This window comes from Pseudomonas sp. dw_358 (assembly GCF_018449655.1).
Lineage (GTDB): Bacteria > Pseudomonadota > Gammaproteobacteria > Pseudomonadales > Pseudomonadaceae > Aquipseudomonas.
The window spans coordinates 92,834-105,305 of record NZ_JAAVUX010000019.1 but is presented as its reverse complement, the minus strand read 5'-3'; the positions used below and the strand labels follow the sequence as shown (position 1 = coordinate 105,305).

Genomic DNA, 12,472 nt, shown 5'->3' with positions numbered 1-12,472 from the left:
TGGTATGTGAATGGCTAAAACAACGGCGCCCACCCCGAGGACAAAAATGTCATAGCCACTCATTGCGCGACCTCATGGATGATTTCACCTATGCGCTCGCCTACCTGACTGCCGATTAACCCTCCCACTGCAGAGGCAACGCCCACCAGCACTGCGGCGCAGACAAATCCCCCCACGCCTCCTGCGGGTGCGGTCACAACCCCAATTCCGGCACAGATTGTAGGGGTGCCTATACCCGCCAATGCATTTCCGGCCAAGGCCCCTCCCGCTACTGCCCCCGTAAAACTCCCTGTCTCCGTAAACTTCACCCGCCGACACGCCTCACTCATCCCCGCCCTGCACACATCCTGTACCTTCATGACCGAACCGCCCCCCCCTATGGCAGTGGCCAGCCAGCCACCGGCCTTGAGGATCGAAGCGGCCTTGGCCACACCCCGTTGATGCGTGGTATAGCCCGGAATCTGCCCCGGTGCGCCGGCCTTCGACCAATGATGGACCAGGCTCTTGTTGGAGATACCCAAGGCATGCTTGAGATTGGGATGATCGGGAAAGCCAGTCATTCGACGGGTCAGGCGGGTCATCTGGCTGTTCAAATCATTCATCAGTTTGCGCCGTTCTGCGAAAAATTCCGGCGAGCGTAGATGCCCATCCGTCATGAACGCCGAGGTGTGCAAGGCTTCGATTTTCTTCAGGGTCTTTTGTACGTTGGCCACATTGTCGGCATAGATCGCCACGCCGATACCCGCTGCCAGCGAGCTATGGGCCATGAACGTCTCGATCTCGTCCCGATGCGCCATCATGAAATCCGCTTCGTCCTCGCTCAACGAAGCGATGGCTGCATTAGCCTCCGCAGCCGCCTGCATCAGCACCGCTTCCTCATGGGTGCAGCGATGATTGTTCGGGTCGCTGAGCACCACCAGGGTACCGGCCTTGACCCTGGGCTGCTCCGGGTTGAGTGCCATGAACTTGCGCAGGACCCCCGGCGGTGGCGATGGGAAGAGGGTGTCGAGCAGGGCCTGGCGGCTGGTGCTTCGGGGCACGACATAAAAGCCAGGCTCCTGGGGTTCAGGGCGGGCGTGGAGTGTGGCCGCAGGGCTGCGGGCAGGGGGGCTTGAGGGGGGTGGGGGTTGTGGGGAGCTTTGCCCAGACGCCGATACGGGGCTGGCGGCTGCACTGCGGGCGCCGGGCGGGGAGTCATGGCGCGATTCATATTGCGCCAGGGTAGCCGACGGGATCAGCCTCGCGCGGCAGGGGCAACTGCTGATGCTGTCGAGCGTGCCTGCCACCCGCTTGCCGTGGCTGTCCATGAAATGAATGCCACCGATGATCGGGTAGGTTTGCCCATCCTGGCCGCAGCTGACGCGATCCCCTTCACGGCTGTGGAGAAGACCGAACATCTGTACCCGGTCATCCCCCTCCAGCACCGTACCGCCGCAGCTGGTCCTGTCACCTTTGCCGATGAAATATCCATAAGCCATTGCCTGTTCCTTTCGCGATCTTGATGACCGACGGCCAAGACGGCGCCGGACCGGGGCGAGTGCCCGGTCCGAGGGTCAGCGAAAGGAAGGAAAGATGTCTGTAGGCAAATTCCGAAATGCGCTGCGCAAGCCTTTACCGATTCACCGTCTTCGCCGGCAACGCGACCACCAGCAACGAGCTAAGCAACAGGCACGCGGCAAAGATCCACATGGCGATCTGCGGGCTGTGGAAGTGGTCCATCACCACGCCCATCAGCGAGTTGCTCACCAGCCCGGCGATGTTCGCCACCGAGCAGGCGAGGGCGAAGCCCGTGGCGGCCGCGGTGCCTTTGAGAAAGGTTGCCGGCAGGCTGAAGAACACCGGCACCGCGCCGATGATGGTCAGGGAAGCCAGGGAGAACAGCGCCACCGTCGCCGCCACGTTGTGGGTGAAGAAGGTGCTGAGGAACATCGAGGCCGCGCCGATGATGAACGGCACGATAATGTGCCAGCGGCGCTCACGGTGCTTGTCGGAGCTGGCGCCGATGGCGAGCATGCCCACCAGCCCGGCCAGACTGGGGATGGCCACCAGCAGGCCGATGTCGGCCGGGTTGGCCACGCCGGCGGTCTTGATGAAGGTCGGCAGCCAGAAGCCCATGGCGTAGGCGCTGAGCAGGATCGAGAAGTCGATGCCGCCGAGCATCCAGACCTTGAGGTTGAAGAAGCCATCGCGAAACGAGTGACCGCCGTGGTTTTCCAGTTCGTCCTGGTCCAGCGCGCGGCTCAGTTCGAGTTTTTCTTCCTGGCTTAGCCATTGCGCCTGGGCAATGCTGTTGGGCAGCATCTTGAAGCACAGCACGCCGAGGATGATGGTCGGCAGGGATTCGAGCAGGAACAGCCATTGCCAGCTGGCCATGCCGCCGACGCCGTTGAAGTTGCCCATGATCCAGCCGGACAGCGGGCTGCCCAGCAGGCTTGAAAGCGGCAGGCCGATCATGAACAAGGCGATGATCCGGCTGCGACGATACGAAGGAAACCACTGGCTGAGATAGAACAGCACGCCGGGCAGAAAGCCGGCCTCAGCGGCGCCCAGCAGAAAGCGCAGGGTATAGAACTGCCAGGTACTGGTGACAAACAGGGTCAGGCCCGAGAGCAGGCCCCAGCTGATGAGGATGCGGGCGATCCACAGGCGTGCGCCGACCTTTTCCAGCACCAGGTTGCTGGGCACTTCGAAAAGGATGTAGCCGACAAAGAACAGCCCGGCACCCAGGCCGTAGGCGGTGTCGCTCATGTGCAGGGTGTCGAGCATCTGCAACTTGGCAAAGCCGACGTTGATACGGTCCAGATAGGCGGCCAGGTAGCACAGGCACAGGAACGGAATCAGCTTCCAGATGATCTTGCGGTAGGTGTCGGACGTCTTGTCCCGAGTGAGGTCCATGCTGGCGGTATCGCTGACTGACATCTGTAAAACTCCTGTTGCTGTCGCATTTCGTATGGCGTGAAGGGCAGTCACAGGGAAGGGGCCGCGTCTCTTGGACGAACGCTGGCCCTGGCGCATTTACAGGGCTTGCAGGTAACTCAGGGCTTCGGCGCGCAGCACGACGTCGCCGTATTTGCTGTCGATGTCGAACAGGTTGGCGTCATGGGGCGCCAGGTGCCGATCGCCCACGCACTCGCGCACGACGATGCCACGAAAGCCGTACTGCACGGCGTCCACCGCCGTGGCCCGCACGCAGCCGCTGGTGGAGCAGCCGGCCATGATCAAGGTGTCGATGCCCAGCGATTGCAGCATCGGCGCCAGGCTGGTGCCGAAGAACGAGCTGGCGTACTGCTTGGTCAGCACCACTTCCTCAGGCAGCGGCAGCACCTCGGCGCAGAACGCGGCCAGCGGGTTGCCCTCGACCATGTCCTTCATCACCGGGGCCTTCTTGACCCACATGCCGCCGTCGGCGAAGTGGCCGGGGTGGTAGCGGATGTTGGTGTGGATCACCGGGATGCCAGCCTTGCGCGCGGCGGCCAGCAGATCGACGCTGTGGGTCACGGCTTCGACCACGCCGGGGGCGAACAGTGGGGCGCCTTCGGTGGTATAGCCCTGCATGAAATCGATCATCAGCAGTGCCGGGCGCTGGCCGAAGCCGATGCGGTTGCCCCATACGCCTGCGTAATTGTCTTGAGCTGTGGTGTCTTGATCAATGCTCATCGGGTCGATCCTCAGTAAGCGCCGGACAGCAAGGCCCCGGCGCCGGGCACGATGGGCTCCAGGTGCAAGGCCTTGAGCATGGCGTAGGTGGTGGCAATGGCGGCAGTCAGCACCGGTTTGCCGGTCTGTGCCTCGACCTTGGCGACGGCGCCGAGGGACGGCATCTGCACACAGGCCGACAGCACGATCACGTCCACCCCTTCAAGGTCCAGGCCGGCGACGATGCCGGGCAGGCGCGAGGGGTCATGGCGCGCCACTTCGAGGTTGTCGGGTATCTCCAGCGCATGCCAGACCTTGACCTCGATGCCTTCGTGTTCGATGTAGTCCACCACCAGTTCGGTGAGGGGCTTCATATACGGGGCGACCAGGGCGATGCGTTTGGCCCCCAGCACTTTCAGGCCGTCTACCAGCGCGCCGGCGCTGGTGATCACCTGGGCTTCGCTGTCGTTGTCCAGCACCACCTGGCCCAGACGCTGCTGGGATTGGCGGTGGTAACCACGACCCATGGCCATGATCGCCACCAGGCAAGCGTAGCCGAGCACATCGACGCGAGCGTCGGACAGCTCCAGGGCGCAGCGGTCGGACTGGGCGTCCATGGCCGCCAGTTCTTCTTTCTTCACGTGCTTCATGCGCATGCGCGCCGAGTGGTAGGTGAAGCGCTCGGGACGGATCAACTGGCGCGCGGTGAGCATCGCCGGGATCTCGGTTTCCATGGTGGTGTTGGAGCTCGGCACGATCTGGCCGATGCGGTACAGCTTGGACATGTCAAAGGCTTCCGTTTAGCTGAAGGAGTGGCCGAGGAAGGTGCCGAAGGCTATGAAGAAGCCGTCGAAATCGTCCCAGGGGATCATGTGCCCGGCGTTTTCGACGCGCACGATCTGCAGGCTCGGCAGCAGGCCCAGCAACTCGGCTTGGTCGTCGGCGCCAATCACGCCGCCCTTGCCGGCAACCATCAACAGGGTTGGCAGGCGGCTCTGGGGGAAGTCCTGATGGATGTCCAGTTCATGGAAATCCTGGTAGGCCTTGAGGATCGCCGGCTCGTAGCAGGTGTGCAGCCATTCGGCGCGCAAGGCTCGCTGTTCTTCGGTCCAGGTGGGGCAGAAGGCAAGCATGTCTTCGGCGTTCATGCCGCCGATGGACTGACGGATCGAATCGACGTACCACGGCAGCTTGCCAGGATAGTCGCGGCGGCCCGGGCCGGACACTGGCGGGTCGATCAAGGCCAGGCGGCTGAACGGCGCGTCCGGGTGGCGGGTGTGGGCGCGCAGGATGAAGCGCGCGCCCATGGAGTGGCCTACCAGCAGGCAGTCTTCAAGTCCCAGGGCCTGGGCAAAGGCGACGATGTCATCGGCACAGGCGTCGGTGCCGTAGTCCAGATCCGGCCCGGTGCTGGACAGGCCGCGACCGCGGGCGTCCAGCACATAGGTGTCGAAATGCTCGCTCAGGCGCTCGGCGACAAACCCCCAGGTCACCGCCGGGCTGGTGATGCCCGGAATCAGCAGCAGCGGCTGGCCCTTGCCGCCGTAGCGCAGGTAGTGCTGGCGAATGCCGTTGGCCTGCACGTTGGCTCCGTAAAGAAGACGGCTCATGCGGCACTCTCCGATGTCAGGGGGTGGTCGAACAGTTCATAGCCGAACACCCAGGCCGGGTCTTCCTGGGTGCGCAGCCAGGTGTTGGCGTTGGACACGGCCTGCACCCGGGAGGCGCGTTCCTTGCGGTTGGCTTCGTAGAGGCGAAAGCCCGTGCTGTAGTCGGTCAGGCCGGTCTCGGTCAGGCAGCGGGCGAGCATGGCGCCGTCTTCGATAGCCATGGCCGCGCCCTGGGCCATGTGTGGTTTCATCGGGTGACAGGCGTCGCCCAGCAGGACCATGCGGCCCTTGCTCCACACGGGTAATGGCTGGCGGTTGAGCAGCGGCCACTTGGTGATGTCTTCGGCGTTCTCGATCAGGGCCTGGACGCTGGGGTGGTAGCCCTTGAACGCATCGAACATGGCCTCGCGGGTGCAATCGACGAAGCTGGCGTTGCCACCTTCCCATTCCGCTTGCGGCACGCCGCTGACGAAGTAGTACTCGTCGCGCCGGGCGGTGGTGTAGTAGACCATCAGGTGGCGATCGGCGGACCACCACTTCACGCAGTCTTCAAAGTTGAAGTCGTACTTGGCCAGCTTGTGCGCGGGGATCAGTGCACGGTGACCGACCCAACCGCTGTAGGTCGGGGCTTCGGCGCCCAGCAAGTGTTCGCGGACCTTGGAGTTGATGCCGTCGGCACCGATGACGATGTCGGCGCGGGCTTCGGTGCCGTCGGTGAAGCGCAGCAACACGTCGCTGCCGCTCTCGTCGAGGCTGGCCAGTTGCTTGGAGAAATGCACGGAGCCCGGGGCGATGGCGGTCATCTGCAGGGCATGCAGGTCGCCACGGTGCACTGTCAGGTAGGAGGCGCCGTACTCCTTGCGGCCGAAGTCGCCCAGCGGGATGCGCGACAGGTACTCGCCGTCCTGATCGCGGCTGAACCAGAAATCCGGGTGCGAGCCCATGGCTTCGAGCTGCTTTTCGATGCCCTGGCGGCGGAAGATCTTCAGCACGTTGGGGCCCATGTGAATCCCGGCGCCCAGGCGCGAAAAGTGTGGCGCCTGTTCGTAGATGTCCACTTCAAAGCCTGCCTGTTGCAGGGAAGCGGCGGCGGCCGCACCACCCAGACCCGCGCCGACAATGGCGACTCGTTGTACTGACCCCATGGGTGTCATCTCCTCGAAGGCCGATCGCAGTAGCGCGGGATCGGAACGCATTTACAGTGTATGCACTATTCTTTTTCGCTGTGAAGAGGCTTGATGAAAATTTTATTGAAGCGCATATTTTCGGTAATCGCCAATAAAAACGGACTAATTGGTCTGGTAATCAGGTTGGCGCGTGCTTTGCAGGCGCCGATGAATACTTTTGGATTTGAACTATAAATAGCGTGTACATTGCAATTTCGCACCATCAAGATGCACCCCGACCCAAGCTGGTGCGAAATCGGCGAATTGCAGAGGAGAAAGGCTAATGGCTGTCAGTGATGGCGAATTGACGCAAATGTTTGAGCACGTGCTTACCTTGTCCAAGGTGGACGCGACCCAGAGCGTCGCTGTGCTCAAGTCCCACTATTCCAACCCGCGCACGGTGCGTGCTGCGATGGAAGCGGCCCAGCGCCTCGGTGCCAAGGTCTATGCCGTGGAGTTGCCAGCCTTCAACGCGCCGGTGGCCATGGGCAACGACATGACCGCCTACTGCGGTGACACTGCCTTGACCGGCAACCTTGCGGCACAACGCGCCCTGGAAGCGGCCGACCTGATCATCGACACCATGATGCTGCTGCACTCCCCGGAGCAGGAGCAGATCCTCAAGACCGGCACGCGCATCCTGCTGGCCGTCGAACCCCCGGAAGTGCTGGCACGCATGCTGCCCACCGAGGCCGACAAGGTGCGCGTGCTGGCGGCGGAAGAGTCCCTGAAGAAGGCGCGCTCGATGACGGTGCGCTCCAAGGCCGGCAGTGATTTCCGCGCGGCGCTGGGCCAATATCCATCCGTGACCGAGTACGGTTTCGCCGATCTGCCGGGGCGCTGGGACCATTGGCCCAGCGGCTTCCTGTTTACCTGGCCCAACGAAGAAACCGCCGAGGGCACCCTGGTGCTGGACGTCGGCGACATCCTCCTGCCGTTCAAGACCTACTGCCGCGAACGCATCACCCTGGAGATCGAGAGGGGCTTCATCACCGGTATCCACGGCGGATTCGAGGCCGAATACCTGCGTGAATACATGAAGTACTTCAACGACCCGGAGGTTTACGGTATCTCCCACATTGGCTGGGGTTTGCAGCCACGGGCGCAGTGGACGGCCATGGGCCTGCACGACAAGAACGACGGCATGTGCATGGACGCCCGGGCTTTCTATGGCAACTTCCTGTTCTCCACCGGCCCCAACACCGAGGTCGGCGGCAAGCGCAAGACGCCGTGCCACATGGACATTCCGCTGCGCAATTGCGACGTCTGGCTGGATGACGAGCTGGTGGTGCAGGCCGGCGATGTGGTTGCGCCAGAAGCCTCCAAGGCGCGCTGAAAAAGCCGCGCTGAAAAACGCCACAGGCTCCGGGCTGCACTGCCTGGGGCCGCTTTGCGTTATCGTAGGCACCTTTCCTGTTGTCGCGGACTTTTTCTGCCCATGAGCTCCACCGATTCCTCTTATGCCTTCACCGAACAGGTGGGCCACTTGCTGCGCAAGGCCTACCAGCGCCACATGGCGATCTTCCAGCAGAACGTCGGTGAGTCCCAGCTCACCGCCGTGCAGTTCATCACCCTGTGTGCGGTGCGGGACCACGGCCCCAGCTCCTTGACCGAGCTGGTGGCGCTCACGGCGGTGGACCAGGCGACCATTCGCGGCATCGTCGAACGCCTCAAGGCCCGTGACCTGGTGGAGCTGGGCCACGACGCCCAGGACCGGCGCAAGGTTATCGTGCACCTGTCCGAGGCTGGCCGCGTGGCCGTGGAGCAGACCGTGCCCTGCGCCCGGCAGATCAGCGAGTTGACCCTGAGCAACCTCAACCCTGGCGAGCGCGTGGCCATGCTGTTTCTGCTGCACAAGATGATCGACGACCCCGAGGACGCGACGCCATAATTTCCAGCGGCAGGGCGCTGATGGCGTCTTGGCATTCTTTTTGCCTTTTGATGTAGTAAGTACTACATGAAAAAGGCCGACAGGCATGAACAAACCTCTTTCGACCCTGGCCCAGACGCGCATTTCCTGCACCGTCAACGGTGAGCCGGCGACCTGTACGGCCATGGCCGACACGCCGTTGCTGCTGGTGTTACGTAACGACTTGCACCTCAATGGCCCCAAGTACGGCTGCGGCCTGGGCGAATGCGGGGCCTGTACGGTGATCGTCGATGGCAAGGCCGCACGCGCCTGCGTGTTGCCCATCGGCGCAATGGCCAACCGGACCATCACCACCCTCGAAGGCTTGGGTGACCGTGAGCACCTGCACCCGGTGCAGCAAGCCTTTGTCGAGGCCCAGGCGGCCCAGTGCGGCTACTGCCTGAACGGCATGATCATGACCACCAAGGCCTTGCTCGACCGCAATCCCGACCCCAGCGAAGAGCAGATCCGCCGCGCCCTGTCGGCCAACCTGTGCCGTTGCGGCACCCACCTGGAAATCCTTGCGGCGGTGCGCCTGGCCGCCCGGCTTTATCGTGAGAGCCTGTCCCATGAATGAAACGCGCAAGCCTGTCCCGACCCAGGCCGAGCTACTGGCCCGCAACGGTGTGTTGTTGGTAGTCAACGAAATCCAGCCACCGCCAGGGTTGGTGCCCAAGGGCAAGACCCCGGTGCTCAAGCCCAAAGAGCAGGGGTTGTTCATTGCCCTGTGTGCAGACGGCGAGTACTACGCCTTCAACGGTCATGTCGACCTGGGCACCGGCATTCAGACGTCGCTTGGGCAGATCGTCGCCGAAGAGTTGGACTTGCGCATGGACCAGCTGCGCATGATCCTCGGTGACACGGCCCGGGCACCGAATCAGGGCGCGACCATTGCCAGCGCCACTTTGCAGATTTCCGCCATACCGCTGCGCAACGCCGCCGCCGAAGCGCGCCGCTGGTTGCAGCAGGCCGCCGCCGGGCGCCTGGGCAGTAGTGACCTGCGCTTCGAAGCCGGGGTGGTGCACAGCGCGGACGGCCAGCAGGTGACCTTCGCCGAGCTGATCGCCGGCCAGCACATCGAGTTGACCATCAGCGGCGAAGCGCCGCTCAAGGCGGCTGTCGACTACAAGCTGGTGGGACGCAGCTCGGCACGGGTCGACATTCCGGCCAAGGCCACTGGCGAGCTGACCTTCGTCCACGACATGCGTGTGCCCGACATGCTCCACGGCCGGGTGATTCGGCCGCCCTATGACGGCTACGACACCGGGGTGTTCGTCGGCACCAGCCTGATCGGCGTCGACGAAAGCTCCATTGCCCACATCCCCGGCGTGGTCGGGGTGGTGGTGATCGGCGACTTTATCGGCGTGGTGGCCGAGCGCGAGGAACAAGCCATCAAGGCTGCCCGCGAACTCAAGGTGCAGTGGAAGCCTTGGCAGCAGCACTTGCCGGACATGGGCGACATCGAACAGGCGATCCGCGCCAACCCGTCCATTGAGCGGGTGGTGCACGATACCGGCGGCGTGGATGCGGCCCTGGCCAGTGTCGATACGCGGTTGACCCGTCGCTACCTGTGGCCTTATCAATTACACGCGTCCATCGGCCCGGCCTGCGCGGTGGCTGACTATGATCCGCAGCACACCCGGATCTGGTCTGGCACCCAGAACCCCCACGCTCTGCGCGCCGACCTGGGCTGGCTGCTGGAATGCGACGAAGCGCGTATCGAGATCATCCGCATGGAGGCGTCCGGGTGCTATGGCCGCAACTGCGCCGACGATGCCTGCGCCGACGCCGTGCTGCTGTCGCGGGCCATCGGCAAACCGGTGCGGGTGCAACTGACCCGCGAGCAGGAGCACGTTTGGGAGCCCAAGGGCACGGCGCAGCTGATGGACGTCGACGGCGGCATCGATGCGGCCGGTGACCTGGCGGTCTACGACTTCCGTACCCATTATCCGTCGAACGGCTCGCCGACCTTGGCGCTGCTGCTGACCGGTCGGGTCGAGCCGGTACCGGTGACCTACGAAATGGGCGACCGCACGGCGGTGCCCCATTACAGCTACCCCGAAGTGCGGGTCAGCATCGAGGACATGGCGCCCATCGTCCGCGCCTCCTGGCTGCGCGGTGTGTCGGCGCTGCCCAATGTGTTTGCCCATGAGTCCTATATTGACGAGCTGGCGTTCACCGCCGGGGTCGACCCGGTGGAGTATCGCCTGCGCTATCTGCCCGACGAGCGCGCTGCCGAACTGGTGCGCGCCACCGCCGAACGCGCCCAATGGCAGCCGCGCACCCAGCCTGGGCAGACGCCCGCCGAAGATGGCGTGCTGCGCGGTCGCGGCTTTGCCTATGCGCGCTATATCCACAGCAAGTTCCCCGGCTTCGGTGCGGCCTGGGCGGCATGGGTTGCCGATGTCGCCATCGACACGGCCACCGGTGAGGTGGCGGTGACTCGGGTGGTGGTGGGCCACGACGCCGGGATGATGATCAACCCGGCAGGGGTGCAGCACCAGATCCATGGCAACGTGGTGCAGTCCACCAGTCGGGTGTTGAAAGAGCAGGTGACCTTCGAAGAGTCGCGCCTCACGGCCAAGGAGTGGGGCGGCTACCCGATCCTGACTTTCCCCGAGGTGCCGGACGTCGACGTGATGATGATGCCGCGCCCCGGCGAACCCCCGCTGGGCGCGGGCGAATCGGCGTCGGTGCCCAGTGCGGCGGCCATTGCCAACGCGGTGTTCGACGCTACCGGGATTCGCTTTCGCGAGCTGCCGATCACGGCCGAGCGAGTCCTGGCGGCGTTGCAGGCCAATGCCCCGCGGGACCCCACCGACCCGGTCGGACTGCCCTACGCCGCGCCGGTCAAGAGCGCCAAGCGCAAATGGTGGCTGGCCGGGCTGTTCGGTGCAGCGCTGGGGTTCGGCCTGAGCGCTTTGCCCTGGCGCCTGGAGATCCCTCGGGTCGCGCCGCCCGGCGCAGGGACCTGGAGCGCGGCCACCCTGGAGCGCGGCCGGCAACTGGCGGCTGCGGGCGACTGCGCGGTTTGCCATACCACGGCCGGGGGCGTGACCAACGCCGGCGGGCTGGCCATGGAGACGCCGTTTGGCACCCTGTACAGCAGTAACATCACCCCGGACGCCCAGACCGGCATCGGCAACTGGTCCTTCGCTGCCTTCGACCGAGCCATGCGCCAAGGCATCAGTCGTGACGGCAAGCACCTGTACCCGGCGTTTCCCTACACGGCGTTCAGCTCGATCAAGGAGGCCGACATGCAGGCGTTGTACGCCTATCTGATGTCGCAACCCGCCGTGCCCAGCACACCGCCGTCCAATGAGATGAAGTTTCCCTACAGCGTGCGGCCGCTCATGGCCGGCTGGAACAGCCTGTTTCTCAAGCAGGGCGAATACCAGGACGACCCGGCCCGCAATGCCCAGTGGAACCGCGGCAATTATCTGGTCAATGGTCTGGGCCACTGCGCCGCTTGCCACTCGCCGCGCAACCTGATGGGCGCCGAGCAGGGCGGCGCGAAGTTTCTCTCCGGGGCCATGGTCGATGGCTGGGATGCACCGGCGCTGACCGGCCTGTCCAAGGCGCCGACGCCGTGGAGTGAAGACCAGCTGTTCAGCTACATGCGCACCGGTTTCTCTGCCGAACATGGCGTCGCGGCCGGGCCCATGGGGCCGGTGGTCAGCGAACTGTCGACGCTGCCCGACGAGGACGTGCGCGCCATTGCCCATTACTTGAGCACCCTGGAAGGCGAGCCCGTCGCCGCCAAGGCGCCACGTCCGGCGGCGGTGGCGCCAAGCGTGGCCAGCCTGGCCAACGGCAAGCGCGTGTTCGAAGGTGCGTGCCAGGGTTGCCACACGGCGGCCGAGGGCGGTCCGGAACTGTTCGGCGTGAGCCCGTCCATGGCGGTCAACACCAACGTGCACAGTGACCGGCCGGACAATCTGATCAAGGTGATCTTGCAGGGCATCAACGACCCGGCCACCAGGGACCTGGGCTACATGCCGGCGTTCAAGGACAGTTTGTCCGATACACAGGTGAGTGATCTGGTGGCGTACCTGCGCTCGAACTTTGCTGCGGACAAGGCGGCCTGGCCGTCGGTGGAGAAGCAGGTGGCGTGGTTGCGGGCCAATCCGGGGGGTCATTGAAGCCCGCAG

The 12,472-nt window shown here is 64.2% G+C and carries 10 protein-coding genes; 4 read left to right on the top strand and 6 right to left on the bottom strand.

What is annotated here, in order from left to right; translation table 11 throughout:
• Nucleotides 1-59: 59 nt before the first annotated feature.
• From HB675_RS22260 to HB675_RS22235, 6 genes are all read right to left on the bottom strand, one after another.
• Complete coding sequence (locus tag HB675_RS22260; RefSeq protein WP_213881301.1) at nt 60-1,478, bottom strand: PAAR domain-containing protein; 1,419 nt, start codon at nt 1,476-1,478, stop codon at nt 60-62.
• Nucleotides 1,479-1,611: 133 nt separating this feature from the next.
• A complete protein-coding gene (locus HB675_RS22255) occupies nt 1,612-2,895 on the bottom strand; it encodes an MFS transporter (protein WP_256737650.1) in 1,284 nt (427 codons plus the stop codon).
• A gap of 120 nt (nt 2,896-3,015) precedes the next feature.
• Nucleotides 3,016-3,657: an N-carbamoylsarcosine amidohydrolase gene (locus tag HB675_RS22250; RefSeq protein ID WP_213881299.1), complete on the bottom strand. Its 642-nt coding sequence runs from the start codon at nt 3,655-3,657 to the stop codon at nt 3,016-3,018.
• Nucleotides 3,658-3,668: 11 nt separating this feature from the next.
• Complete coding sequence (locus HB675_RS22245) at nt 3,669-4,421, bottom strand: Asp/Glu racemase (protein WP_213881298.1); 753 nt, start codon at nt 4,419-4,421, stop codon at nt 3,669-3,671.
• 15 nt (nt 4,422-4,436) lie between these two features.
• Nucleotides 4,437-5,246 carry an alpha/beta hydrolase gene (locus HB675_RS22240; RefSeq protein WP_213881297.1) on the bottom strand — a complete coding sequence of 270 codons (810 nt, stop codon included), beginning with the start codon at nt 5,244-5,246 and terminating at the stop codon, nt 4,437-4,439.
• On the bottom strand, nt 5,243-6,391 hold the full coding sequence (locus HB675_RS22235) for an FAD-dependent monooxygenase (protein ID WP_213881296.1): 1,149 nt from the start codon (nt 6,389-6,391) through the stop codon (nt 5,243-5,245). Before HB675_RS22235 ends, HB675_RS22240 begins: the two co-directional genes overlap by 4 nt.
• Before the next feature lie 304 nt (nt 6,392-6,695).
• On the opposite strand from HB675_RS22235, the gene HB675_RS22230 reads away from it, so the two are divergent.
• The 4 genes from HB675_RS22230 (at nt 6,696) to HB675_RS22215 (ending at nt 12,463) form a co-directional block, all read left to right on the top strand.
• Entirely contained in the window at nt 6,696-7,748 is a 1,053-nt protein-coding gene (locus HB675_RS22230) for a 2,5-dihydroxypyridine 5,6-dioxygenase (RefSeq protein ID WP_213881295.1), read from the top strand.
• Nucleotides 7,749-7,850: 102 nt separating this feature from the next.
• Nucleotides 7,851-8,303, top strand: coding sequence for a MarR family winged helix-turn-helix transcriptional regulator (locus HB675_RS22225; protein WP_213881294.1), 453 nt, complete (start codon nt 7,851-7,853; stop codon nt 8,301-8,303).
• An 85-nt stretch (nt 8,304-8,388) separates the two neighbouring features.
• Nucleotides 8,389-8,898 carry a (2Fe-2S)-binding protein gene (locus HB675_RS22220; RefSeq protein ID WP_213881293.1) on the top strand — a complete coding sequence of 170 codons (510 nt, stop codon included), beginning with the start codon at nt 8,389-8,391 and terminating at the stop codon, nt 8,896-8,898.
• A complete protein-coding gene (locus HB675_RS22215; RefSeq protein ID WP_213881292.1) occupies nt 8,891-12,463 on the top strand; it encodes a molybdopterin cofactor-binding domain-containing protein in 3,573 nt (1,190 codons plus the stop codon). The genes HB675_RS22220 and HB675_RS22215 overlap by 8 nt, the downstream gene beginning before the upstream one ends.
• Nucleotides 12,464-12,472 lie beyond the last annotated feature (9 nt).